The sequence below is a fragment of the Dactylosporangium darangshiense genome (genome assembly GCF_039537565.1).
Classification (GTDB): Bacteria; Actinomycetota; Actinomycetes; order Mycobacteriales; family Micromonosporaceae; genus Dactylosporangium; species Dactylosporangium darangshiense.
Genome location: NZ_BAABAT010000037.1, coordinates 77523 through 103392, shown reverse-complemented (window position 1 = coordinate 103392; position 25870 = coordinate 77523). Strand labels below are relative to the sequence as shown.

The 25870-nt window shown below is 68.7% G+C and carries 26 protein-coding genes; 22 read left to right on the top strand and 4 right to left on the bottom strand.

Annotation, left to right across the window (positions count from 1 at the left end; translation table 11 throughout):
* Positions 1-100: 100 nt before the first annotated feature.
* From ABD901_RS43070 to ABD901_RS42970, 21 genes are all read left to right on the top strand, one after another.
* Positions 101-577 (top strand): hypothetical protein, encoded by a 477-nt coding sequence (locus ABD901_RS43070; RefSeq protein WP_345136783.1) that lies wholly within the window; start codon positions 101-103, stop codon positions 575-577.
* A 69-nt stretch (positions 578-646) separates the two neighbouring features.
* Positions 647-1555, top strand: a complete 909-nt coding sequence (locus ABD901_RS43065; RefSeq protein ID WP_345136781.1) for a bifunctional DNA primase/polymerase — start codon at positions 647-649, stop codon at positions 1553-1555.
* 470 nt (positions 1556-2025) lie between these two features.
* Positions 2026-2448 (top strand): single-stranded DNA-binding protein, encoded by a 423-nt coding sequence (locus ABD901_RS43060; protein ID WP_345136779.1) that lies wholly within the window; start codon positions 2026-2028, stop codon positions 2446-2448.
* Between the two features lie 75 nt (positions 2449-2523).
* On the top strand, positions 2524-2967 hold the full coding sequence (locus ABD901_RS43055) for a single-stranded DNA-binding protein (protein WP_345136777.1): 444 nt from the start codon (positions 2524-2526) through the stop codon (positions 2965-2967).
* 92 nt (positions 2968-3059) lie between these two features.
* The gene (locus tag ABD901_RS43050; RefSeq protein WP_345136775.1) at positions 3060-3659 is read left to right on the top strand and encodes a hypothetical protein; all 600 of its coding nucleotides are present in this window, start codon (positions 3060-3062) and stop codon (positions 3657-3659) included.
* Positions 3660-3900: 241 nt separating this feature from the next.
* Positions 3901-4368, top strand: a complete 468-nt coding sequence (locus ABD901_RS43045; protein WP_345136773.1) for a hypothetical protein — start codon at positions 3901-3903, stop codon at positions 4366-4368.
* Between the two features lie 128 nt (positions 4369-4496).
* Positions 4497-4928, top strand: coding sequence for a hypothetical protein (locus ABD901_RS43040; RefSeq protein WP_345136771.1), 432 nt, complete (start codon positions 4497-4499; stop codon positions 4926-4928).
* Complete coding sequence (locus tag ABD901_RS43035; protein WP_345136769.1) at positions 4925-5665, top strand: hypothetical protein; 741 nt, start codon at positions 4925-4927, stop codon at positions 5663-5665. Before ABD901_RS43040 ends, ABD901_RS43035 begins: the two co-directional genes overlap by 4 nt.
* Before the next feature lie 660 nt (positions 5666-6325).
* Entirely contained in the window at positions 6326-6685 is a 360-nt protein-coding gene (locus tag ABD901_RS43030) for a hypothetical protein (protein ID WP_345136767.1), read from the top strand.
* 339 nt (positions 6686-7024) lie between these two features.
* Positions 7025-7255, top strand: coding sequence for a hypothetical protein (locus ABD901_RS43025; RefSeq protein ID WP_345136765.1), 231 nt, complete (start codon positions 7025-7027; stop codon positions 7253-7255).
* A 189-nt stretch (positions 7256-7444) separates the two neighbouring features.
* Positions 7445-8026 (top strand): hypothetical protein, encoded by a 582-nt coding sequence (locus tag ABD901_RS43020; protein ID WP_345136763.1) that lies wholly within the window; start codon positions 7445-7447, stop codon positions 8024-8026.
* Positions 8027-8114: 88 nt separating this feature from the next.
* Positions 8115-9275 (top strand): DNA-processing protein DprA, encoded by a 1161-nt coding sequence (locus tag ABD901_RS43015; protein ID WP_345136760.1) that lies wholly within the window; start codon positions 8115-8117, stop codon positions 9273-9275.
* A gap of 187 nt (positions 9276-9462) precedes the next feature.
* Positions 9463-9726, top strand: coding sequence for a hypothetical protein (locus ABD901_RS43010; RefSeq protein WP_345136758.1), 264 nt, complete (start codon positions 9463-9465; stop codon positions 9724-9726).
* Positions 9727-9852: 126 nt separating this feature from the next.
* Entirely contained in the window at positions 9853-10092 is a 240-nt protein-coding gene (locus ABD901_RS43005; protein ID WP_345136756.1) for a hypothetical protein, read from the top strand.
* Positions 10093-10438: 346 nt separating this feature from the next.
* Positions 10439-10723, top strand: a complete 285-nt coding sequence (locus ABD901_RS43000) for a hypothetical protein (protein ID WP_345136754.1) — start codon at positions 10439-10441, stop codon at positions 10721-10723.
* Between the two features lie 274 nt (positions 10724-10997).
* Positions 10998-11510 (top strand): hypothetical protein, encoded by a 513-nt coding sequence (locus tag ABD901_RS42995; RefSeq protein ID WP_345136752.1) that lies wholly within the window; start codon positions 10998-11000, stop codon positions 11508-11510.
* Positions 11511-12089: 579 nt separating this feature from the next.
* Entirely contained in the window at positions 12090-12869 is a 780-nt protein-coding gene (locus ABD901_RS42990; RefSeq protein WP_345136749.1) for a hypothetical protein, read from the top strand.
* A 694-nt stretch (positions 12870-13563) separates the two neighbouring features.
* Positions 13564-13827, top strand: coding sequence for a hypothetical protein (locus tag ABD901_RS42985; RefSeq protein ID WP_345136747.1), 264 nt, complete (start codon positions 13564-13566; stop codon positions 13825-13827).
* A gap of 75 nt (positions 13828-13902) precedes the next feature.
* The gene (locus ABD901_RS42980; RefSeq protein ID WP_345136744.1) at positions 13903-14304 is read left to right on the top strand and encodes a hypothetical protein; all 402 of its coding nucleotides are present in this window, start codon (positions 13903-13905) and stop codon (positions 14302-14304) included.
* 53 nt (positions 14305-14357) lie between these two features.
* Positions 14358-14480, top strand: coding sequence for a hypothetical protein (locus ABD901_RS42975; protein ID WP_345136741.1), 123 nt, complete (start codon positions 14358-14360; stop codon positions 14478-14480).
* Between the two features lie 84 nt (positions 14481-14564).
* The gene (locus ABD901_RS42970) at positions 14565-14705 is read left to right on the top strand and encodes a hypothetical protein (protein ID WP_345136739.1); all 141 of its coding nucleotides are present in this window, start codon (positions 14565-14567) and stop codon (positions 14703-14705) included.
* On the opposite strand, the gene ABD901_RS42965 is transcribed toward ABD901_RS42970, so the two are convergent.
* The gene (locus ABD901_RS42965; protein ID WP_345136737.1) at positions 14670-15044 is read right to left on the bottom strand and encodes a hypothetical protein; all 375 of its coding nucleotides are present in this window, start codon (positions 15042-15044) and stop codon (positions 14670-14672) included. The genes ABD901_RS42970 and ABD901_RS42965 overlap by 36 nt on opposite strands.
* A 218-nt stretch (positions 15045-15262) precedes the next feature.
* Between ABD901_RS42965 and mobF the strand changes: the two genes are divergently transcribed.
* Entirely contained in the window at positions 15263-19555 is a 4293-nt protein-coding gene (gene mobF, locus ABD901_RS42960; RefSeq protein WP_345136735.1) for a MobF family relaxase, read from the top strand.
* A 23-nt stretch (positions 19556-19578) separates the two neighbouring features.
* On the opposite strand, the gene ABD901_RS42955 is transcribed toward mobF, so the two are convergent.
* From ABD901_RS42955 to ABD901_RS42945, 3 genes are all read right to left on the bottom strand, one after another.
* Positions 19579-21384: a serine/threonine-protein kinase gene (locus ABD901_RS42955; RefSeq protein WP_345136733.1), complete on the bottom strand. Its 1806-nt coding sequence runs from the start codon at positions 21382-21384 to the stop codon at positions 19579-19581.
* A gap of 154 nt (positions 21385-21538) precedes the next feature.
* On the bottom strand, positions 21539-24748 hold the full coding sequence (locus ABD901_RS42950) for a DEAD/DEAH box helicase (protein ID WP_345136730.1): 3210 nt from the start codon (positions 24746-24748) through the stop codon (positions 21539-21541).
* On the bottom strand, positions 24729-25598 hold the full coding sequence (locus tag ABD901_RS42945) for a Hachiman antiphage defense system protein HamA (protein ID WP_345136728.1): 870 nt from the start codon (positions 25596-25598) through the stop codon (positions 24729-24731). The genes ABD901_RS42950 and ABD901_RS42945 overlap by 20 nt, the downstream gene beginning before the upstream one ends.
* Positions 25599-25870 lie beyond the last annotated feature (272 nt).

Genomic DNA, 25870 nt, shown 5'->3' with positions numbered 1-25870 from the left:
AACCTGCACGGAGCAGCAACGTCGTGATCCGCCCGGGCCGCTGTGCACTGGCTCAGGCGGCATCCACGCCAGCCCTACATCGTCCACAAAGGAGCATCGCATGTTGTCCACTCCGGAGCCGCCCGTACTGGCGGATGACGCCTACACCATGCACATCACTGCGGAGCCGACCGTCGGTGAGCTCGGCGTGCACACCTTCGGCCGTGCCGTCGCCGGCCACGTCGCCCGACTGCTCGGCGTCCCGGTCGACGCACCGGTCTATCGGGAGAACCGCCAGGACCAGCGGCGGCTGCCGAAGGCGTCGACCTACACCCTGACCGTCGACGCCTACACCGTGCTGATCAGCATGTTCGAACTCAAACACGCCCTCATCCGCGACACCATGCCGGCGTACACCATCCACCTCGACGGCGCCCGGATCCCGTTCGAGCTGGCCAGCTACCGCGACGTCGACTGGCAGCTCGCCCGCACCATCTGGATCGCCGTCTCCGACCTGCAGATCACCGCCGAGCGGAACGCCCGCGAGGCCGCCGAGCAGGGCCACGTCACCACCGCCGGTCCGGTGGTGAGGTCGTGACGATCAACGACCGCACCGCGCGCCAGCGTCGGGCCGGTCCCCAGCACACCACATCGCGAGGAGGCTGCCGTGCTCACCGTCCCGACGACCCCGATCCCGGTGGCCGAACTGCTCGACTCGGCCCTGCAGTACGCCGCGGCCGGCATCGCCGTCGTCGCGCTGCACACCCCCGACGTTGGCGGGCGCTGCAGCTGCAGCGGCCGCATCGACTGCGGCTCACCGGGCAAACACCCGAGGCTGCCGCACGGACTGCACGACGCCACTACCGACCCGCGCCGTATCCGCCGCTGGTGGCGTCGGTGGCCCGACGCGAACGTCGGCGTCACTACCGGTACCCGCCTGGACGTGTGCGACATCGACACCAATGACGCCCTGCGGGCGGTCCTCGACGTGCTCGACGTCGTGCGCCCGGCCGGGCCGCTGGTCCGCAGCGGCTACGGCTGGCACCTGTGGTTCGCCGCCACCGGGCTGGGCAACCGCCAAGGGGTGCTGCCCGGCGTCGACTGGCGCGGCCGCGGTGGCTACGCCGTCGCCCCGCCGTCGCTGCACTCCACCGGCCGCCGCTACACCTTCCAGCAGCCGTTCACCGGCGCCGTCGGCCTGCCGGCCTGCCCCGAGCCGCTGCTCCGGCTGGTCGTGCCGCCGGCACCGCCGCCGCTGCTGACGGCCGGTGACGCCGAGATCAGCGACCTGGACCGCTACACCCAGGCCGCGCTGGACGGTGAGGTCAGCCGGATTCTCGCCGCCCCGCGGCCGGTGATCCGCGGCGGGCAGCGGCTCGTCGCCGGTGGCCGCAACACCGCGCTGCACCTGGCCGCGTTCCGGCTCGGGCAGCTCGCCGCCCGTGGCGGCATCGACCAGCACACCGTCTGGTCCCGGCTCACCGACGCAGCCCGGACCGCCGGCCTCGGCCAGCCCGAGACACAGCGGACGATCGCGTCCGGCTGGCACGCCGGACTGCAACGGCCCCGCCGCTGACCACCCTCGGGCGGCACCGGACATCCAGCCCGGTGCCGTCCCGGTACTCGCGGTCCCATCCCGTGAGGCGGCAGGAGCGGCGTGGCCCCACACCTTGCACGGTCACTACTGCGGTCCGGTCCGCGCCCGACATCACCCGCGTGTTGGTGGCACCTGCGTCACGGCCGCCCACAGCACCTGGCCCGCCGGACGAGATGCCGAACCAGGGGACCGACGTCCTCCAGGGCGGCCACGGCTGAACGGACCAAGGTCAGCCCACCCAGGCCGGAGGCGTCAAGCCCCCGCCACGAACCATCTTGGCCAAAGCCGTTTCGCTGCGCTCAACGCCAAGATCGTTCGCGCGCCGGCTTGCACCCCCGGCCCAGGGCGGGCTCTGCCCAGTCCCGTCAGCGCGGCACCCCGGCAACCCCGGATCACCAGATTCGCAGCACCCGCCGGGACCGCACCAGCACCCCTGATGGGAGCCACCGATGTCCAGGTTCAACCTCAGCTTCGACGGCAATCTCGGCGACAACCCCGAGCTGCGCGTCACCGAGCAGGGTACGTCCGTCGCGAAGTTCTCCGTCGCCTACGACCGGCGCCGCAAGAACGACCAGGACGAGTGGGTCACCGTGTCCACCACCTGGTTCGACGTCACCGCCTGGGGCGCCCTCGCCGAGCAGGTCGCCGACCTCAAGCGCGGCCAGCGCGTCACCGTGACCTGCCGCGACGACCTGTCCGCCTGGGCCTACACCGAGCGCGCCAGCGGCGAGCCCGCCGCCCGGCTGCAGGTCACCGCCGCCGACGTCTCCACCCGGCTGCGCCGCAGCAAGACCGGCTCCGGCCGGCACGACATCCCCGAGGACCTGTGGCCCGAGGGCGCGGAGCGCCGCGAGCCCGCCCACGCGAGCTGACCCGTCGGCGGGGCCGGCCAACGACCGGCCCCGCCACCCTCCACCGCCACCATCCTCGACCCGTTGGAGCAGGCCATGCAGCAGCAGTTCGACGTCACCATCGAAGGCACGATCCAGACCACCCCGGTCGCCGACACCACCAGCAACGGCTTCCGGTTCACCAAGTTCGACATCGTCAACCGCCGCGAATCCGACGGCGACTCGAACGCGAAGTCCGCGCCGCCGATGTACTTCTCGGTCATCTGCTGGGGCAAGCTCGCCGACCGCGTGGTCGAGCTCACCCGCGGCACCGACGTGGTCGTCCAGGCCTCGCGGCTGTCCATCGACGGCTACAGCGAGCCGCCCGTGCTGATGCTCGCCGCCCGCAACGTCTCGGTCAGCATGCGCCGCAACGACGCGCACCCCGGCACCGGCCGCAACCGCCGCCGCGCCGACCTGATCACCACCGCCGACGGCGAGACCTTCGACACCGATGCCTACACCGAGGCCGCCACCGGCTTCGAGGCCCTGCACCGCTGACCCGCTCCACCGCCGCCCCGGCCGGCCGCCGACGCGGCCGGCCGGGGATGGCGGACCGCACCGCTCCGACCATCGCACGAAGGGAGTTCCCGATGCCCAACCAGCCGACCCGCGAACACGAGTTCGCCGCCGGCGCCATGTCCATCCATAGCCGCACCATCGTCTTCGACTGCATCGACGAGACCGGACCCGTCGCCGTCGGCATCGTCGTCGACGAAACAGCGCTCGCTTCCGACATCGCCCGCGTCATCGCCGGGCTCGCCCTCCTCGCCGGCGACCACGCCGAACTCGCCGAACTGCACTCGGCCCACCCCCGCACCGACAGCGACCACGTCGCGGAGCCGCTGCCGGAGCACGCGCCGGGGACGTCAGCAGCGCTCGTCCCGCTCCACCGGCCGTCGGCCGTCCCGTTCCAGCTGCTGCAGACGCCCACCGAACGCGCCGCCGACCGGCTCACCCCGCTGCTCGTGCCGCACCGCCCGCGGGCGATCCGATACCGCGCCGGGTCGGTCGCCCACCACGGCGGCGATTACGTCGCACCGGGCCGGCGAGTCGTGGCCGGCACCTGGCGCTACCCGTCGCCCGAGCTATGCGAGGACGACCGCCGCGCCTGCGGCGTGTGGATCGGTCCACCCGACCAGCCGTGCGAGCAGGTCCTGGTCTGCGTCTCCTGCGGCCTCGACCTCACCTGACCCGACGAATGACACGCCCCGCCCGGGGCCCGGCGCTCGCCGCGGCGGCCCCGGGCGGCATTCGCCTGCACCGTTTCCGCAGCCCACAGCCCATGAAGGGATTCGCGCATGAAGTCGCGCCCGCGACCCGATCTGCTGCTCATCCTCGCCCGCGGCGAGGTGCACGGCATCGCCGAAGGCAGCACTGCGCCGCTACGTCGCCCGGCATCGGGAGCGCCACAGCGAGTAGGCTCCACCATCCATGAACGCCACCGTCGTTGTCGCCGTCGCAGGCCTGGTCGCTACCACTACTCTCGGCCTCGTCAGCCCCTTCCTTCAGGGCCGGGTGGCCGCACGGAACACGTACGCGGCTCGCCGTTTCGACGCCTTCGTCGACGCGTGCACCGACGCGATGGCGTACGCCAATGCGGCCCGAGCCCACATCGTTTCCTTCTACGGGCCGGACACATGGCCGGAATGGGGCAAGCACCACCCGGCGCCGTCCGAGGCGATCACCGGCCGACTGGACCTGCTCGCGCCCGACGAACTTGTCGAGGCTTGGCATGCGTTCGTCGACGCCTACTGGATCGTCTTCAGCGAGCGCATGACGACCGAGATGGGCAATGAGCGGGTCATCATTCAGCACGATGATCCGTTGGTAGTCGCCGCACTCCGATCTATCGACCGCGCTAATCAGGCCCTTCGTCGCGCGGTCGGCACATCGCGGTAAATTTTAGCCGCTCCGGCCCGGAGTCGGGATGCCGAAACGGCCGCCCGACCAGCGGACGTAACGACCCGAGAGGTGGACCGCGGTTCGGTCGATCGATCACAGGCGGGCCATGGGTATCGTTCGGGTCCGTGGACATGACCTGGTACACACGTGAGCTGCCCGTCCTTGAGGCAGCAGTCCAGTTGGTCGAGGAAAGCGATAGCAGCGACTTGGTCAACGTGCCCGCTCTCGCGGAACACACCGGGCTTGATCGCGCTGACGTTGCGAAGGCTCTCCGTGCGATGAGCGGAACGTACATCGAAACCAGATCGCTGTCTGCCGAGCACATCGTCGTCGCGGAGATCCTTCCTGAGGGTAGGCGAGCTGCCGGGCAGTGGCCGACAGCAGAGTTGATCGTCGAACGCGTGCTCGCGGGAATTCAGCAGGCAGCCGATACAGAGCCCGATCCGGAGAAGAAGTCCAAGTTGAAGCAGACCGCGGTCTTCCTCGGCTCATCCGGCAAGGACCTGTTCATCAACCTGCTCGCCTCGGTGATCGCCAAGAGCGCGGGCCTCGGATGAGCTTCATCGAAGCCTTCTGGCAGTGGCTCGGCCACACTAACCCTGACGTGTGGGCGGCGACTGCCAGCTGGACGACAGCCGCCATCGCGATCGGCGCAGGTGTCGTTGCCTACAAGCAGGTCGGGGAGGCTCGCCGACTACGCGAAGAACAGGCGCAGCCGTACGTCGTTGCCTACATGGAGATCAACGAGGCCGCGAACTGGATCGTGGATCTTGTGGTGAAGAACTACGGAACCACGATTGCACGCGACGTTCGCATCACGAGCAATCCGCCGATCCGTCGAACCAAGGACGCCGGCCGCGGCACAGAGGACGTTTGGCTCTTCGATCGTCTTCCAGTCCTTGTGCCTGGCCAGGAGTGGCGCACCCTCTGGGATGTCGGCTTCGAGCGTAAGGATTCGAACCTGCCGGACCGGCACCGCGTCGTCGTGACGTACGCCGACTCGCGCGGTCGTCCGATGGAGCCAACCGAGTCCGAACTCGACTGGGGAAGCCACTGGCAGAACCTGCGTGTCAACGCATATGGCATCCACCAAGCCGCAGAGGCATTGAGGGCCATCCAAAAGTCGGTTGCGAAATGGGGAGAACCGCACGGCGGTTTGCGTGTCTACGCTCGCGATGGAGACGCCAAAGACGCAAGGGATCTCAAGCGGATGCGGGTCTTCGAGCGCAAGATGCGCCAGCGCGAAGAACAAGAAACTGCGAATACTCGCTCGATAGACCCTCCGATTGAGTAGAACATCTCGCCCGGGCTGGCGCTGGCGTGCTCGACCAGCACGTCGTAGACCAGGGCCACTGCGTAGTCGCGGGGGAAATCGTTGGCCTGGGCGTATGCGGAGGGTCTGAGGTGGTGTGAGGCGGGTGTGGCCGTCTCGGTGATCATGGAGTTGCTGAGGCCCACACGACTCCGAGCAAAGAACAACACCCGCTGGTCCCGCGCTTTGAGCAGGCCGCCGTCTGGGTCAGTCAGGGTCCAATGAATGGTTTGGATGCTTACGGAATCGATGCCGTCGAGTCGAGCCGGTACGTCGATGCCGCATGATTGGCCAGATATCCGCTGGATGATGTCAGAATGCTCGTGCGGAACGCCCGCTATGAGAGCCGTCCCCTGAAATCCAGTTGGGCTGCGACATCCTCGTCCTATGCCATCAGGACCCTACGACGGTAGGGCGGGCGTAGCGCGAACCGGCGGACACGGTGCCGTACGTCGGGATCGACCGGGCGGAAGTCGCCCCACCCCCCGCGATCGAACACGGATAGGCGCCGAGGCCAGCGCGGTTCCCGACGTGCGACCACACCTGTCCAAACAGGACACTGAACGTCCTGTGGCAGGCCGCCGCGAAGGACGCCATCAGAGCGCCGGCTGGGCCGCCAGCTGAATCGATGTCTAGCCGAGTGTGATCTACGCCACCGCGCTCCCACTGGTGATGGGGACACATCTTCAGCTCAACACGGCGGGAGAAGCCACAACAACTGTTTCGGAGCGTGTGTCCGAGCAGGTCAGCGGCAGTGGCGGCACCTGCTCGACGTCGCCCCCGAACGGTTCGCCGCCGCCGAAGCCGAGGAGGAAACAGCTGCGCGCCCGGCTCGGCGATGTGGCGATCCTCCGGGAGCGGCGCAACGGCGTCAGCCGGCCCCTGCCGCTGCGGGAGCTACGACGCCGCGCCACCCCCATCCCGGCATCCGGGGACGGCCACGACGCGACAGCGAACCGGAACCCGGACCCGCCCGACGGGCAAGCCTTCACTGCCGCCTGAGGTGACACGCTGTGCCGCCCATCTCGCGCACGCGATCCACCGCTATCCGCATTGCCGGGGCCTGGAGATCACAGTGGCGGTCGGAGACGACCGCCACTGAGGGTCCCAAAGGTCAGCCCACCCGAACCGGGGACAGCAAGCCCCCAGCGCAGAACATCTTGGCGCCCATGTCTCGCTCCGCTCGACGCCAAGATCTTCCTTCTGGAAGCCTGCAGCCCCGGCCCAGGGCGGGCTCTGACCGGCCCCGTCAGCGCGGCACACCGACGCCCCAGGGATCACCCCGAACCCGGCGCCACAGCAGGTGAGCCGCACCCGCAACGCCCGATGGGAGCCCACCGCATGTCCTCCACCGCCGGCAACGAGCACCACGACGCCGCCAAGCCCGCCGCCGTCACCGCCCCGCACGTCGCGCAGCACGCGGCCCCCGCCGGCCGCCACCGCAGTACCCGCGCCGCGGCCGAACACGCGCTGCACGCGGGCAAGCACATCGGCGCCCTCGTGGCCCTGCACGTCGCCGCACTCGGCGTCCTGGACAAGACGCCGCTGCTGACGCTGCTCTCCCTGCACTGATCCCAGCCGGTGGTGGGGCGCGCAGCGGCGCCCCACCACCGGCGGTCGCGCACCCGCCGCCCCGGGGGACTGCATCCGCCCGGGCCCGTCGCCACCGCTGCCATCCCTGCACCACTGCACCCGCCGTCATCCGACGGCGGGCCTTCGCCGCGCCCGCTCACTGGCCGGCGTACCAGAAAGGACCCCTTCATGAGCGCCTGGATCGTCAGCCGCGACCACCTCGACCTGCTCATCACCGCCGCCGTCGCCTGGAGCCTCACCACCACCGGCGACGCCGACGACATCGGCAGAACCCTGTGGCGGGAGAACCTCGCCAGCGTCGCCTACCGCTACCCGGCCGACCGCGACGGCACCCGCCCCGCCCCCCACGGTTTCCGCGACCGCGACGTCGACACGTACCGGTTCCGGCCCTACCCGGGCCGCATCGACCCCGAAGTCGTCACCGCCGCCGCAGCCTCCCTCGAGTACCAGTCGTGCGAACACCCGGGCTGGCCGGACAGCACCGCCTGCCGCTGGGTGCACGAGCTGCACGCGGCCGCCACTGTGCGCATCCCGGCCTACCTCGCCCAGTACGGGCCGGTCGACCCGAACAGGCAGGGCCGCAACGAAAACGGCTGGTACGTGCTCATCGACCAGCACGGCAACCGGCAGATCAGATCCGCCGACGGCTGGTCCGTCCCGGACCGCGACGTGTTCACCCGCGCCGCCGCGCTGCGCGTCGCCCAGCAACCGCCGCTGGGCGACTGCCCCGTATCGCCCCGGGCGAACTGACCGCCGGGCCCGGACCACCGAACCGGCAGGCAGCCTGACCGGCTCCACCACCACCAACCGCACCGTCCACCAGCTCCCGGAGGAATCCATGACCACCGACCGCACCGCCTGGCTCGTCCTGGCGGCCCTCACCACGCCCGGCAACCGCGAAGTCGGCAGCCTGATCCGCCGCACCGGCCCGCTGCAAGCCCTCGACCAGGTGCTGCACGGCGTCGGCATCAGCCCGCAACTCACGGCGGCCGTCGACGCATCCCTCAAACCGAACGACCGCGCGCCCGGCGTCGTGGACCACGTCGCCGACGACATGCTGCGCCGCGCCGACCGGCTCGGCGCCCGGATCGTCACGCCGGCCGACCACGAATGGCCGCCGGCCCTCGCCGACCTCGCCGCCATCAGCCACGACCACAGCCCCGACCGCCGCGACACCGACCCGCCGCTGTGCCTCTGGCTGCGCGGACCGCTGCGGCTCGCCGAAACCCTGCAGCGGTCCGTGTCAGTCGCCGGGGTGCGGGCGATGACCGGATACGGCCAGTACGTCGCCTCCGACTTCGCCTACGGGCTCGCGGAACGCGGCTGGACGATCGTGTCCGGCGGCGCGCTTGGCGTCGACGTGACCGCACACCGCGGCGCGCTCGCCGGAGGCGGGGCGACAATCGCCGTGCTGGCGTGCGGAATCGACCGGGCGTACCCGGCGGCGAACGCGGCGGTCCTGGAGCACATCGGCGCCGACGGGCTGCTGGTGACCGAATGGCCGCCCGGCACCCAGCCGCGCCAGACCCAGTTCCTGGCCCGCAACCGAGTCATCGCCGCCGCGACCAGGGGCACAGTCATGATCGAGGCCGGGGCACGCAGCGGGGCACGCAACACGCTCGGGTACGCCCGGTTGCTGCAGCGCGCTGCGATGGTCGTGCCCGGGCCGGTCAACTCGGCGATGTCCGCCGGCTGCCACATCGAGCTGCGCCAGCCGGACACCGTCCTGGTAACCGGGGTCGAGGAGATCATCGAGGAGATCGGCAGCATCGGCCAGCCAGCCCCAACGGGACAACGTCCCGACGAGGTCCTCGACGCGCTGCAGGCGCGCATCCTTGACGGGGTGCAGCCACACCGCGCCATGCCGGCGGAGCAGATCGCCGCGACAGCCGGGGTCAGCGACCGCGACGCCAAGCGAACCCTGCCGCTGCTGGCCAAGCTCGGACTCGTGGTAGCCAGCCCGGACGGCTACCGGCGAAGCGCCCGCCGTGAACAGTGAGCGCGACTGACGATCCACCCGCCTGCACCGTCACGCCGAGCCGTCACCCACGGTTCGGCGCGGCGGTCACGCCGCACCTGCCGACTGCCGCAGCACCACCACACGTGCGCCACACCGCGTACCGGCGTCAGCCCCCGACAGCCCCGGCATCCGCCGGGGCTTCAACCTGTGCAAGGGAGTTCTGTGAATGTCACCCACCGACCGGCCCGAGGGCCTGGCAGAGCCGGACCTTCAGGTCACCTACATCAACGGCCCGATGCCGCCATGCTCGCTGCACTGGGAACTGCGGAAGGTCGTGGTCGAAGCCGCCTACGACGGCAAGACCGTATACGGGCCCTGGGCCTACATGTGCGTGCGCTGCTTCATCGACCACGGCATCGGCCTGGGCACCGGACGCGGCCAGCACCTCCTGCCCGGACCCCGACCCGCCGCAACGGACGCGGCGACGTGAGCACCGCCGACCTGCCGCCGCTGATCGAGCAGCAGCGCGAGCGCCGCGGCCACGACTTCTACCCCATACCGGCCGACGCTACCGAAGCTGTACGCCACAGAACACATCCCGGCCGCCGAGAAGCTCGTGCTGGTGCACTACCGCCTCGGCGCATGCGACTGGTGGATCTGCAAGTACGACCCACAGACCGGCGAAGCCTACGGCTACACCTGCGTCGGCGACCCGTTCAACGCTGAATGGGGCTACATCCCGCTGACTGAACTCGAGCAGATGCAGGCCGGCCCGGAGGGCCTACTGATCGTGTGGCGTGACCTGTCCTGGGAGCCGGTGCCGTTCAGCCAGGTCCGGCACGCCTGCACCGGCTGAGTCCGCAGCCCGGCCCCGAGGGCCGGCACCGCCTGGTCCCTCCGCGCCGATCGCCGCAGGATGCACGCCCGCCCACGTCAGGCCGGCGGCGCTGGCACGCCGACGTCGGCCTGCCTGCCGCGGCGGACGAGCTGCCGTCCAGTCGGCGCCGCCGACGTGCTGCACGGCGCCACCCGGGCCGGCGTCCACGGCAGGCCGGGCGCGGACCGGAACCACGCCCGGCAGCCCCAAGGGTTGACCGGCCAGACCGGCACCTGGCAAGCACCGCCCCAACGGCCCGGCCCGGCTTGCTCCGCGGCGCCGGCCGCTGCGCTGCCGACCCGTCGCGGCCTGGCCTGCGGCCTGCTTGCCCAGGCACCGGCCGACCGGTCCCACCCAGGACCGCCAGCGCGGCACCGCCCCGCACCACCGGGTCCGCCGCACCCCACACGCCGACCAGGAGGTCACCGCCGTGCTCCACCACCTCGACATCGCCGAGCAGCCCGAGCAGCCCGACATCCGCCGCGGTCGCGGCGTCACCCCGTACGTGCCTTACGGCGCCAAACAGGACTTCCGCCTCGACCGCGCCGCCGACCTCGCCGAACTGCGCATCATCAACAGCTACCGCGACCCGAAGCCCACCCGCGACTGACCGCCCCGGGGCCGGCCTCCACTTCCCCGGAGACCGGCCCTGGGCTGGCTCTGCTCGCGAGTTGTGACACCAGCGGCTCGTGAGTTTTGACTCCATTGATCGGTTCGGCCGTTGATCAATCTCCGCGAGTTTTGACCGCGCTTCCGTCCGCTGTCGCGGGTTGGTAGGGGTCGGCGGAGGTTTGCAGGCGCAGTCGGGTGAGCGCGAGCATGTCGATCAGCCAGCCGTGGCCGCCGGTGACATCGTGGGCGCGCGCCGTCCATAGGCTTGAGCCATGACTGGCCCTGCTCCCATCATCGAAGGTATCAACGGCCACCGCGAGTTCCTTCTGACTGGCGAGGGCCGGCCGCCGTACGTCGAGTCGAGGTCTGAGCCGTTCCCTGACGCTGCGTCCATCGAGACCGTGCTGAACGCCCGCCGCAACATGGACGACTGGCAGGAGCAGTACGGCACCGCGCGTACCGCGAACAACCTGGCGGCGGTCCACATCTGCACCGGCGATCTCGAGGCAGCGTTGGCGGCCTGCCAGGAGGCGGAGTCGAAACTGATCGACATGCTCCAGGAAGGCAACCCGCACCCCGAGCCGCTGACGTTCGCTGGGTTGGCGATGGTGAAGTACAACGCGGCTGTCCTGTTCTGGGCGGCGGGCGACTCTGAGAACAACTGGACGTTCGCGGACGACAACCGGCTGGGTGCGCACGAGGCGCTCATGGAGGTCGGGGAAGACGCGGACGAGGACGTCGAGTTCATCCGGTCGGCGCTGTTGGCGTTCCCCGCGTTGAGGTAGCCGGTCGGTCGGTGCGGGCCTGACCGAAGAGGGGTGTGTTTGGAGATCGCCGAGAAGGCCCTGGCCAGCTGCGATGTGGCTCCGGCAGCGCGTGGCGCCTCCTGGAGCTATCCATGAATGCCGCTTGCGACGCCGACCATCGGAGACACGGACCGGCCCTCATAATCACCGATTTGTAGCGCACCCCCGATCGAGCCCGCCTGACCGGCATCGGAGCAGCAGCCTTGTGGTGGTGTCGAAACTCCTGGATACGAAATCTTCAAACGATCATGCGGTGCTGAGACTGACGTTCAACCGGTATCCAAGCCGCGGAGAGAACCACTGGGCCGTCTCCCCGCCTCCGGCCAGACAGTTCCACGCCCCGCACATGCCCACTCGACACCCCAGCAATGCAACGGCGGCACGTCGACTGAAGCCCCGCCAGCCCGGTACAATCGATCGCAATCGGCCCCGCACCTTCGGGTGGGGCTGGTTCGGGAAAATTGGTGGGCGGGGTGTACGAACACTCCTCGGAGTGATCCCCGTCCACCGCCACGACCCGTGCGGCGGGTAAGCCGCCCGCCGATAGGACCGCCAGCCGTGCTGATCAACATCATCCGCGGCCACGAGTGCACCGACCGCGCCGGCGTCGCCGAACTCCTCAGCCGCAGCAAGCAGACCGTGAAAAACCTCGCCGCCGACCGCGCCACCACCGGCTTCCCCGAACCGTTCGACGTCGAACTCACCGGCCGCGGCGTGCGTACCAACCCCGACGGCACCAAAACCGGACGCGAATGGTACCGCGTCGATCACATCGTCGCCTTCAAAGCCGCATACCTCGACAAGGTTACAGAAGCCAGCCTGCCACGCAGTCACGGCGCCACACTCGACGGCAACCCTGCCGAACTCCTGACCCCTGCCGCGTTCGCCGCGTTCCTACGCATCACCACTGGAACCTTCAGCGCCTACGTCGACGACAGCAAGCCCGCCTGGTACGCCTACTGGACCGCCACACGTCATGCCACGATGGAGCGCAACCAGCTCACCGTTCAGGCCACCGTCAGCAGCGGACGGTTCCTGGTCACCGACGGCGACGAAACCTTCGAGCTCGACAATGACATTCATGACGTCTTCGCCCGCTACGGCGGCACCTGGCAACCGGCGCTGCCCGGCTACACCTTCCCTGGCGACGCCCGCGAAACACTGACCACGCTGCTCGCCGGCGACGACTTCTACCTCCCACCGCCGGACGATCGGCAGCGCGGCAGAGGCGGAATCCACCGCCGATGGCGGGGCGACACCGCGCAAAGATTCGCCACAGCACGGACCGGGTCCGCCCAGTGGCCACGGCGACGGCAACGCACGCCACCGACCAGATAACCCGACACCGCGCCTGGCTACCGAGCGCGCGGAACGCCCCCAAAACCAGCGCAGCGGCGCCGACGTCGTGACGTGTCGTCGGCGGCTCCCGCATCGCGACGGCTTGACAAGGATCGGGGGCCTCGGTCCGTCGGGCGTCAGGTCCGCAGCTCCCGCGGGACTCGGGCCGGGGCCCAGCTTCGCCGGCCCTGGCCCTGCGACTGCGCGTACAGTCCCGCACGCACCGCCGCCGTCGCGGCCGCACCTCGCGGGCGCGTAACTGACCGTCCGCGCACGAGCCGAAGTTCTCGGGGCTCCGCCCCCGAACCCCGCGCCTCGCCGGCGAGGCAGCCTCCAGGATGGCCCAACCCCGACCGGCCCTCACCGGTCGTGGCTGGGGTGTCTCGTGCTCCGAGCCATCCCCCCGCCTGACCCAAGGGTCTGCCACACCGGGCGACCGGCCGCAAGCGAGCAAAAAAGCCGCTCACTTGCACCCGGCCACCCGGCGCGGCCGATCAAAGATCAGACGACAGGATGGCTCTCCGCACAAGACACCAAGGTCCGGAGACTGCCGCTACGCGGCAGGCAAACCCCACTCCACCAGCGGAAACATAGACACACACCCTAGCCAGCACATGGCAACTTAGGTATCATTGAACCAGGTCGTTCGTACCGGCCGAACCCCGAACCAGCACCACGCACAGAAGGAGCCACCGTGACCATCGCACTCACCACCGCCGACCTCGTCGCCCTCGGCGACCGGGCGATCATCGCCTACCACCTCGGCGACACCGACGCCTACCAAGCCGCCCTCGATCAGATGCACGACCACGGCTGGGGCCACTACGCCAACCTGATCCCCGCCATCCTCACCGGTGACACCCCGCCCGATCCGGAGGACTTCCCCGAGTACTACGCCGGGCCGGTCACGGTCACCGCCGACGACCTGTGCACCTTCGACGGTGAGCCGCCGTTCTAGCTGACCCAGCGGCGCCGGGCACCAGCCCGGCGCCCTCGGCACCCAACGGCCAGCCACCCTCGAAAGGCACACGCCATGCTGCGCAGGCGCCACCGCGCCGCGCCGGTAGGCGCCACCGTGATCTATCACGGCTCCATCGCGGAACTTACCGGCCGCGCCTTCACCATCACCCACGTCGACACCAGCACCGGCCGCGCCCGATACGAACTGTCCGACGCCGCAGGGCCGCTACTGGACAACGTCCACGCCGACTCGTTCACCATCGCCCCGGCCGACCCCGCCGACCAATGGGCGGCACGTCTCGACGCGATCGGCCGCGCTGCCGCTCGCAACGACGAAACCGTCATCATCGCCCCCTACCTCGCCGAGGTCCGCGCACTAATCGCCCGAGGCGACCAGCGCAGCGCACGTGACGCCGCCCGCGCCCTCGAATACCACCTCGGCCTCCGTACCGGCCATGGCGCCCACCGCCGCTAAGGCCCAGCGCCGAGCGGCGCCACGCCCACCACAGACCCGAAAGGCACACCATCGTGACCCAGCCACCCGCCCGTAAACCGAACCGCGCCAGTCACGCGAACTGGGAGCCGTACCTCGCCCTCATCGCATTCGCCGTCGGCATCATCGCCGGAATTCTCGACGGCATCAGCCGGTAGCCCACCACCGCCGTGCGGGACAATCCCACCCGCACGGCGGCAACACCGGCCACCACAGCGAACGTACCCCGGGAAGGCGCGCCCATGTCCCAACCACCCGACCGCGCCCCCGACAAGATTGGCCGCACCGTAATACGCGGCACCTGGGTACTCATCGGCGCCGGGATCCTCGCCGCCATCGCCGCCGGACTACTCGCCGCCGCCCTCATCATCGGCCGCCCCTGACCCCCCGCGCGGCCAACCCTCCCGCACCGCAGCCCCCGCCGCCCGCACCGCCCCACGGTCCGCCCGCCGCCGAGCCGCCCGAACCTCCGACACCGGCACATCCGCCGTCCCGGCCGCCGTCGCATCGCCCACCAAATCCGCCAGAACCACCAGCGCCACATCCAGCGCCGCGCGTGCCTCCGCCTCCTCCTGGCCCAACTGCGCCAGCACAACCGCCCGGCGCTCCACGACCGCCGACACGTCGGCCTGCCTCCGGCCGACCACCGCCGCCGCCCGACGCTGCGCCGCCTGCACCTCCCGCAGCCGCGCCACCGCCGCATTCACACCACGACTCGCCATACCCTCACCGTAGACAGGCCACGGTCATTACTGCCACGTTCTGAGAACGCGCAAACTCGCGCATTCAGTGGTGTCAAATAGCGCCACCTCACCACATCAAGTGGACCAGCACCAACCTTTCTTGCGGGTAGTGGTTGAGGTCCGCTGTACGGCTTGGATCGGGCACACCACATGGCATTAAAATGTCATCAGGTCAAACGATCTTGTACTTTTGCCGCATGCTATCCGTCGTCAGAATCGCACCCGGCGACGGTATCGCCTACCTCCTCAAGCAGGTCGCCGCCGGCCAGCACGACTTCCGGGCGACCCCCGCGAACGCGGCTGTGGCGTACATGTCGGACGCGACCGCGCACGGTGAGGCGCCCGGCTGGTGGGCCGGCCAGACTCGAACCTTGTTCGGCATCAGCGGCGTCCTCGACCCGGAGCATCTGCAGCGGCTCATCGGTAACGGCCAGCATCCGGTAACCGGGGAACAGCTCGGCAGAATGTGGCGCATCTATCGGCCGATGACCGACGAATACCGTCAGGCCGCCTACGAAAAGGCGCTTGCGAAACTGGCCGCTGACGCGACGGTGGAACAGCGAGCGAAATTGTGGAACGACATCCACCTAATGCCGGAACGCAAAGCCGTCGCGGGATTCGACGTCACCGTGTCGCCGCCGAAAAGCGTGTCGTTGCTGTGGGCGTTCGGCGACGACCGGATCAAGGCCGAGGTGATGGCCGCCCAGCACGCCGGCGTCCGCGCCGTCATCGAGCACCTCCGCATGCACGGCGCGTTCACCCGGGTCGGGGTCAACGGTGTCGTCCAGATCGACACCCGCGGCCTCGCCGTCGCGGTGTTCGACCACCGGATGTCGCGGGCCGGCGATCCGCAGCTGCACTCACACATCGTCGTGTCCTCGAAGGTCCTCGCCGACGGCAAGTGGCTCGCCCTGGACAGCAAAGCCTTCTACCAGGCCACGATTGGGGCGCGGATCGCCTACGACCGAGCCGTCGAGCACGAGCTGCACACCCGGCTCGGCGTGCGGTTCGCCGCCCGCGCCGACTCGCCGATCCGGGAGATCGTCGGCATCACCATGGCCTCGATCCGGCGCTACTCGAAACGCCGCGCCGCAATCGAAGCCGACCTTGCCGGCACCGCGCCGAGCCGCGGCCGTGTGACGGGTTCGCGGTGGCGTAGGGTCGCGCAGATCGCGACCCTACGCACCCGCGCCCCGCGGGAGCTCGCGGAGTCAACCCGGGAGATGGAGCAGCGGCTACGCCGCGAAGATGGGGCGGCCGGCCTGTCCACCGCCGCCGACGTCCACCGGATCGTGACCGGCCAGGTTGACGATCCCGTCCACGACCTCGCCGCCCAAGCGGTCGCCGCCGCGCGCCACGCAGCCGGCCCCACCCCGATCTCGCTCGTCGACGTCGACGCCGCGCTCGAGCGCTTCGGCGTCGCCCCGGAACAGCGGCCCGCGATCGTCAACGCCGCGGTCCGCCTCGACGAGCACCTGGCCGTCGAACGCGCCATCGGCAACCTCGCGCAGGAGCGGGCCGTGTTCCGGCTCGACCACGTCGAGCTGCACATCGGCTGGGTCCTCGGCCTCGCCGAGGACGGGGACCGGCGCGCCGACTGGCGGCGGGTGCAGCGCCTCGCCGCCGACGCGGTCCGCACCCACGCCGCCGGGCTACGCGTGCTCACCCCGCCCGAGCTCGTCGACTGGGCGCCGTCGCTGATCCGGCCGAGCGACGGCCAGGGCGTCTATTCCCGCCACCGCGACCTGTACCTGTCGACCCAGACGGTGCTCGGCGCCGAGCACGAGGTCATCGCCTATGCCGCCCGCACCGGCGCCACCCCCGCCCCCGCGCAGCTGCTCGACGACGTCGCCGCCAAGCTCGACCTCAGCCCGGACAAGGTCGCCGCGCTGCACCGCGCGGTCGGCGACGACCGCACCGTCACCGGCGTCATCGGCCCCGCCGGCTCCGGCAAGACGTTCCTGCAGCGCGCGGTCGCCACCGCCGCCGCCCGGGCTGGGATCCCGGTGCTCGGCCTCACCGTCGGCCAGCACGCCGCCGACGTCCTCGCCGACGCCACCCGCGCCCCCGATGGCACCGCGATGCGCACCGAGAACATCGCGATGTGGCTCCACAGCCAGCACACGCCGCCCGACGGCACCACCACCGAGGAGCACTGGAGCTTCGCCCCGGGGCAGTGGCTCATCGTCGACGAAGCGTCGCAGGCGTCGTCGCTCCATCTTGCCGAACTCGTCCGCCAGCTCGACAAGGTCGGCGGAAAATTGATCCTCGTCGGCGACCCCGAGCAGGTGTCCGCGGTCGGCCCGGGCGGGCTGCTGCGCTACCTTGCCGGGCTCGGCGTCACCGCCGAACTCACCGACCTGCGCCGCTTCAAAGAATCGTGGGAGGGCCCTGCGTCGCTGCGGCTGCGCGAGGGCGACGTCACCGTCCTGGTCGAGTACGAGCGCCGCGGCCGCATCGTCGCCGGCGACCACGACGAGCTTGTGCCGCAGATGCTGTCCGGCTGGGCCGCCGACACACTCAACGGCCTGGACAGCCTCCTGCTCGTCGAAACCCAGGCCGAAGCCGCCGACCTCGCCGCCCAAGCCCGCAACCTTCTGATCCAGGCCGGACTCGTCGAACGCGGCCGCAGCGTCGCGCTCGCCGACGACAACCGCGTCAACGTCGGGGACCGGATCGTCACCCGCCGCAACGACCGCCGCCTCGAAACCGACACCGGGTTCGTCGCCAACCGCGACACCTGGCGCATCACCGCCATCGGCCTGGGCGGCGCGGTCGAGGCCGTCAACACCCGCACCGGCGACGAGGTCGTCCTGCCCGCCGAATATCTCGCTGCGCACGTCCAGCTCGCCTACGCGTCCACGGTCGACGCCGCGCAGGGCCGCACGGTCGACACCGTCCGCAGTCTCGTCGACGAGGCCACCACGCGCGGCCGGTTGTACGTCATGGCCACCCGCGGCGCCCTGACTAACCTCCTCTACGTCATCACACACCACCGCCCCGACGAGGCCCACCACCGCCAGACCCCCGGCGCCGGCGTCGCCACCCTCGCCGAGATCCTCACCACCGACACCACCGACCGCTCCGCCACCGAAACCGAACTCCGTCTCATCGCCGACCACGACAAACTCGCCGTCTGGGGGCCGATCTTCGACGACCTCCTCGGCCGCGTCGAGGTCGACAGCCACATCGCCGTCATCGCCGACGCCGCCGGCCGCCACCACCCCGGCCCAGGCGCCAACCCCACCGCACGGGAGGCAAGCACCGCGAGCGCCATCGCTACCCGGCTCGTCGACGACCCCGCCCTGCCCGCGCTCACCTACCGGCTCAGCCAGCTCACCGCGGCTGGGTACAACCCCGCTGAGGTCCTCGACACTGCTGTCGCCTGGATGGAACTCGACACCGCCCGCGACATCGCCGCCGTGCTCACCTGGCGCGTCGAGCAGATGTACGAAGACGCCCTCGCCGACCCCCGCGCCGCCATCCAGCCCGGCCAGACCGCCACCTATACCGACCGCGTCCCCGCGACCGCACCCGCCGGCCTCCGCGACACCCTCACCCAGGTCGCGGTCGTCGCTGACCGGCGCATCGCCGGCCTCGCCGAACTCGCCGCCGACCTGCGCCCCGCGTGGGCGGAGGCGCTCGGCCCGGTCCCCGACGACGCGACCGGCCGCGCGCAGTGGATCGGCCGGGCCGCCGTCGTCGTCGCCTACCGCGACCGGTACGCCGTACCACGCGACGCGCCGATCGGGCCCGAACCGAGCCAGCGAGACCCCGCCCGGTGGGCCGCCTGGCACCGCGCCCGCATCGCCCTCGGCGTCGCCACCGTTGCCGGCCAGGTCGCCGCCGCACCCGACCACGAGCTGCGCGAGTGGGTCGCCCTGCAGCGCGCCGCCGACCGTGCCGCCCCGCGCTACGTCGGCGACGACCTGCGCGGCGCGCACCTCCAGCTCGCCGCCGCCGAACAGCACGTCGACCACCTCCGCCAGCGCCTCGCCGCGGCCAAAGCAAGCGCGGAATGGCTCCGCATCGCCGCACCGCCACGGGCCCCGCTATGGCGGCGGCGCAGCGCCATCGCCGAGCAGCAGGCGCTCCGCGCCGCCCGGCAGCAGCGCGCCGACGACCGCGTCGAGCACCTCGGCACGCGGCTCGCCGGCGCCCAGGAGACCGTGGCTGAACGCGCCGTGCTCGTTGACGGACTCGAGCAACAGCACGCGACGTGGACGGCGGCGTACGAGCGGAGCCTCCCGACGCGGTACCTCGGGCTTGCCGCAGCAGCAGAGCAGGCGCGCCGTGCCCGAGTCGTGGACCGAAAAGCAGAGGACCTCCGTGAGGCGCTGAACGCCGCCACGGCGAAGCTTCGCGCAGTCGACGCCACACGGCCGAAATCTGACGCGGACCCCGTCGATGAACGCCTGCACCAGTATGCCGACGCCGGGAAAGAGCGAATGGCCGCAACGCTGGACCGTGAAGACGTTCCAGAGCTGTAGTGCAGGCCGAGCGGCCGATCCCGCTACGCAGAAGGAGGCTTGTCGGATGTGTTGCCCGGCGTGAAGTAGTCGTCATCGTGTTGGTCCTCGTCGGGATTCATGGAGTCGACGATGAGTTCCAGCAGCCGCGTCGCAGTCGCCGACTCGATCGCGGCGTTAAAGATCTTTCTAGTATCGATCATTGACTGTGCGTCGAGCTCCAGTAGCTGCCTTCTGGTGTGCTCGTTGGTCGTTCGGGTCAGGGCATGGATAGGCTCGGCAAAGCGGGTGGAGTCGTGTCTCGCGAGCCACCACCGTGGACGGTCATTCTGCCAAAGGCTGAACAAGTTGATCGTCGGCTGAAAGTCTCGCTGCCCGTCAGTGCTCACGTCGATCAGTGCCAGAAGAAGAAGTTCCCCGACCCGGGCGGTGGTGGGGAAGACTTGCATTTTGGCCGCGGCGCCATAGACGGTGAAGGTCATCAGATCTGGCGTCTCGTCCGTCTCGAGTGCGTGATCGACCGCGCGTGCCTCTGCCAGCATGTTGCGCCACATCGCCTGCAAGCTTGCAGCAGCCTCGGCTTGACGCTCGACATGTTGAGCACGGATAGCTTCGTCCGCTGTTGCCGCGGCCGCGGTCTGGCTCGCCTTGGCACGAAGTCGCTGCAGCCCCTGCTGGCCACGCGTGAGACCGGCCGACGGCGCTATTCGTTGGACGACCTCACGTGCGTCGGCAGGTCGACCACCTGGTCTCTTGCACAGCAGGTCGAGAATGAGCGCTCGGAGCGCAGGCGCGCAGTCGTCCGGCAGCGCGGGGACCTGCGTCTGGTGTTGCTCTCGGAAGTCCGGACCGGGGAACGCCTTCTCGCCGGTGAGGACTTCATATGCCACGCAGCCGAGGGCGTACAGGTCGGTTGCGGGCAGTTCGGGCGCTCCTGTGAACAGCTCAGGAGCCTTGTAGTCGAGCGTTCCGGTGCCCATCCACGTCAAGGTTGCGGTCGCCACGTCGAGCCGGCGCGCGGTGCCGAAGTCACTCAGGCACCAGCGGCCGTCCAGCATCAGCACGTTGGCCGGCTTGATGTCGCGGTGGACGATGTTCAGTGCCGCCAACTCTTGGAGGCCGAGGGCGATCTGGCGGATGATCTCTATCGTGGCCTCGCTGTTGCCCGGGCCAGAACGTTGAATCCGATCCGCGAGGCTCTCCGCAGCGACAGGCATGACGAGCAAGAGCGACGTTTCCCGACGACCAACGTCGAGCAGCGGGACGAGGTGCTCACCCAAACCTCGCTGCAGACGATGCCCGATCTCCACCTCTCGCTCTGCCTGCCGAGCGTCGTTAGCCCGGTGGCGTTCGTCTGGCCGCAGCGCTACCTCTTTGACCGCGACCTCAACACCCTTGTCGTCGCGCCCCATGTACACGGTCCCGTAGGCGCCCGGCTTGCCAAGCGGTTTCGTTCGGTCATACCGGTACTCCCGCCCGCTGTCGGCGATGAACAGCTCCGCGCCGTCGTCTCCAGGCAGCTGATCTTCCCCTGAAGCCGCATCCAGCGCGTCTCGGAAGTCTTGAAGAGCGGCCAGTCCGACGCGAACTTCCGCCGTTGCCTCGCGATACAACTGGTCGTCCGGAACCCTTTCCGCAACAAGATCACGGTGGCGGACACCCTGCAGCGGTGAAAGATCGAGACGAATCCGGTGAGCCTGATCTGTCAGAAAACGCTCTACCTCGTCACGCCATCCCAAGTACCGATAGCGCAGCGTGTCTGGAGGTCCGCCGCCGCCGATGATGTTGCTGCCGGCGATCTCCAAGTCCCGCAGACGTGATCTCAGATGATCGACGTAGCCGGCGTCCATGCCATGCCCTCCACCAGTCTGCGACGTGGCCGCACCGACCATCGCTTATGGGCGCGAGTTCCAGTCTTCTGGAGTCGCCGGGCACTCGGTACCGGCTTCCGGCGGGCTTGGGAGTAAGACTAGCTGCGGGCCTGGCAGGTCATTCGCCGACCCGTCACGCCCGAATCAACTCGTGCCAGAGGATTGGGATGTCGTCGGGCCGGAGTGACGAGTCCTGGAGTCCGGACGCCCACCGCGCCGGGTCGAGCCCTGATACGAACTGGCGCAGCTGGGCGTGGCTGGTGGGTTGCGACGCTCCTGCCTCACGGGTCCATGCGGTTGCGGCAGCGGCAGCGAGCGGCCTCGGTACGCCGGCCATTCGGAGCCAAACCTGTTCCTTGGTCGCAACGCCGAAGTAGATCATCGATGGTACGTAGCGGTCCAACGACTGGGAGTCGTTGGACTGCTGGCCGCTCAGATGTACAGATCGCAGCGCACCAAGACCCCAGCTCGCATTGTGTAGCAGCCGTCCAAACAGGTAGCGGGAAAACTCGACGGCAGCCGGGGCCTCGTCGCTTCCCCGGCCGACGCCATGGCGCGCAGCCAGTTCGGGGATCGGTTCACCCTGAACCCAATCACGGAGAATCATCGCTGCCTTCTCGGCCGAGAAGGGACCGTGAGCCTGTTCGCCGAGGTTGATCTCCGGAACCCGACTCAATAGACGAACTCGTTCAGTCAGTGGATTCAAGTTCTGACCGAACAATTGGCCTGGATGCCAATCAGCCGGTTGCAGATTCACGTCGCGGGCAAGTGCGTTCAGCAGCATACCAACAGACGGTGTCGCGAAGCCAGTACGGTCCGACAGAGCTGCCATGCCTGCAGATCCTGCGATCTGATCCAGGTATTGCCGACAAAGTTGAACGAGGCGCGCCGCGCGAGGAGGATTATTCGCCCGTTCCTGGTGGTAAACCAGGCTCCCCCGCAGAAGATCCTCCAACTCTTCAGCGATCGCCTCGTCACCTGACACTCGTACTGCGTGCGCCAGGAACTGCAGCATCTCGCTGAGCCCCGGGATGTTCTGCACCGAGTTGGTCCCGATGTGTTCGCCGATGGAGTCGGCCGCAGTGATGACCTGCGCAAGTTGACTGGCGATAGCCTCAGCTTCGCCGGTCATGTAACGCTGCCATCGGTCCTGCTGTTCGCTACTTGCCGAGGGAAAGCCGACCAGTCCCACGGAGTCCATCATCGTTCTTCCGGCGCGTCCCGCAATGTTCCAGAACTCGGAGTAGCTCAGGTCGCCACCGAAACCTTTTCTGATGTCCTCTACGATGACGTTACTGATCGGAAAGTTCACTCCTTGGGCAAGCGTCGTCGTGCCACAGACAGTGTGGATTCGATTAAGCGAGATCAAGCGCTCGACAATCGCACGCGTCTCGTGTGAGAGGCCACTGTGGTGGAAGGCTACGCCGGATGACAGAACCCTGGACAGATCGTTGTCAGCGCCTAGTTCCAGATCAACGTACCGGACTACCACATCGAGCAATGGGTCGTCGATGATACGAGTAGAGTCTTCCGCAATCTGCGCGGCTCGCTCGATCGCGGCTTTCGGCCCTCTGCACAACACTAGGGTGGTGCCGCGACTCTTGAGCACTCGTGCCGCTTGCCGACAGACCTGTCTGTTGCTACTTGCCTGACCTTGAGCAGGACCTAGAGTGATTTTCACTCCTGGACCCAAGTCGCTGTTGCCAACCGCGTTCAGCGTGGTGAAGTCAACGGTGTGAGATCTGCCGTCGACAGTAATCACGCCAACAACCCGCGAATTGGGTTTCCAGTTCACCGAGATTGGAGGCGCCCCTCGACCACCTCCGAGCCAGGTTGAAACTTCGAGAGCGTTCTTGATGAACGGTGTAAGGAGCAGGAACCGCACGTTTTGGATGTCTCGCCGGATCGTTGCGAGGACGAGCTCCAGTCGGGCGCCGCGTTCCGAGTCAGCGAGATGATGCGCTTCGTCAACGACAACCATGGAAAGATCGGAAACCGACCGGTGCTGGTTACGGATCAGGAAGTCTAGCTTTTCCGGAGTGGTCACCAGGACATTGATCGGCTGGCTGAGCAGTTCGCCTTCGGCGGGATCAAGCTCGTATGCCGGAACAGTCATCTCAACGGTCAGACCTATTGGCTCCAGATCTGACCTGAGCGTCCTCGTCACTTGATTTACAAGCGCTCTCGTCGGCACGACGTATACAACGGTGGATCCCGGCCGCAAAGCTAACGTCTGTACGATCGAGAACTCGGCGAGGAGGGTCTTGCCGCCGCTCGTTGGCATCTCGACCACCACAGCTCGAGGGTACGGGTCGAGCAGTCGCTGATTGAGCGCCAGCTGCTGGCCAGGCCAGAGTTCCAAGATAGGACGGGCCGCCGTCCGGCTTGCGAGTGTCCGCGCGAACTCTCCGACCTCGGAGCCGAGCGACCAAATGTGGGTCCACAAGCTGCTGCGAGCAAGCTCGCGGCAGCCGATCCAGATCAAGTCCGCATAGTGAGCCAGCAGCGTCTGTCGTCCTGCATTGAAGGACTCTGCTGCACGGTCACGGTGCCGCTCCAGTCGGCTAGTCAGGCCGCCGTAGGCGATGTCGCTGGTGCCTTGCAGGTATTCGCCGCACGCTGTAACCATCTGCGCGAGGTGATACGCGCCGAGCAGCACCCAGGCAGCGCCAACTTCTCGATCCTGCTCAGCCTCCGACGACAGGTACTGTTCCTCGACGTCCGCCTGACGCTCACGCAGGTACTGAAGGATCGACAGCGCCTCGTCGACGTCGGCCCACCCATCGCGCTTACGCACCAGCAGCAGGAACGCTCGGATCGACTCAGAGACTACCGACTGCACCCAATTGAGATTGGTTGGCCCGATCTGCTGGTCCCGGAGGGCAGGCAGAAGCTCGTTGATCTCGAATCGGATACGCGCCGGCTGTTCCGCAACGAGCCCTGCGATCGCGAGTCGGAGCGCGAGTTCCTCGAACTTCGAGACGATGGTGCCGTCGCGCGGATCAGGACGCTCGTCGAACAGGTGCTGTTGATCCTGCGATTCCCGCCTGACCGAGAACCACCAGAGGCTCGATGCCCGGTCAAACCAAGCACGCGTTTCGGCGCTGGCCCGGTCGTCAGTTGATGTGACAATGCTGCGGCGGTATGCATCGACAGCGACGCGCTCCGTCAACACGGCATCGCGCAGGAGCTTGTCGGGTTCGTCTAGCTCCGGTGCCTCACCAACGAGGTGCCCTTCAATCGCAGCCTCGGCAGCGCGGCGCGCGGCGGCCGGAACAGCAAGGGCTTCGAGAAGGTCGGCACCGGCAATGCCGGCACGGGGTTCAGGCGTCGGTCTCGTCACGATCGCCTCCCTCCCCATGGGTTGCGAGCTCGTACAGCTTCGCCACCGCCTCTTCAAGGTCAGACGCTAGTCGTACCGTCAAGAAGCGCACCGCGGCTGGCTCAAAATCGCCCGGTGTGACATGAAACGAGCCAAAGTCCCCGTCGGTGGCGCGATCCGCCGGGCGCACCAGCATGGACGCCGCCACGACCCGAAGGCGATCGAGCTGCCCCTGCTCAAGCAGCGACGCGGCGATCATCAGCATCGTCGTCGTTTCAGAGTCAGTACAACATTTCGAGGCGGCCCACACCTTGCGCGCAGTCACTTCGACGTTGCCGATATGGTGCAGGTGTTGCTGCCGAAGGGAATCATCAGCCGCGTCAACGACTCGTGGCGGCGACGAGGCGTCCGTCGACACCTTCGCCTCGCCCAGGACCAGCGTCAGCTTCGAGCCGTCGGCAGTCAGTCCCTGTTCGATGCCGATCAGGTCGATGCCTCTACCCGGCAGGTCAGCCAGTTCTCGGTCACGAAGCCCGCGGTAGCCGAGCTTCGCGCCGTAGTGCTCAACGATGCAGTGTGCAAGAAGCAGTTCGCCGAGGTCGGACCTCACCACGTCGAAGTTGCCCAGCCTGCGGCGAGGCATCACGGCCTCCTCGAGCCGCCGCTGGAGTCCTCCGACCTCGAATCCGAGGCCGGCGAACAACGAGGGATCGGGCGGCGTGCGCTGGTCAGCCCGCAGCGCTCGGTACTCGGCCGCCAGCGCAGCGAGCCATACCTCCCCACGAGGCGTGAGGATGATGCACTCATGGACGCCGTCGCCATGGAAGAGCACGCTGTCGAACAGCTGCCCCCGCTCCTCAGCGATGTCCATGTGCAGCTGGAAGGGGGCCTAGGAGCTCTGACCCGGACGCGATGCGTACATAGGTCATGACTGTAAGCAGTTGCCGTCGTGCATGCTAGATGACGCACAGGCATTTCGACCTCGTCGATTGCGAAGAGGCTGACCATCGTCACTGTATCGAACGAAGGTTCGAATACCTAGAGGCATGGCTAACGCCAGTTGGATTCATCGCCGTCCCGCCGCGCGACGCACGCTGCCCAAGCCCAGGGCCAACTGCCGTATGACGGGCAGGCCGGGAACTC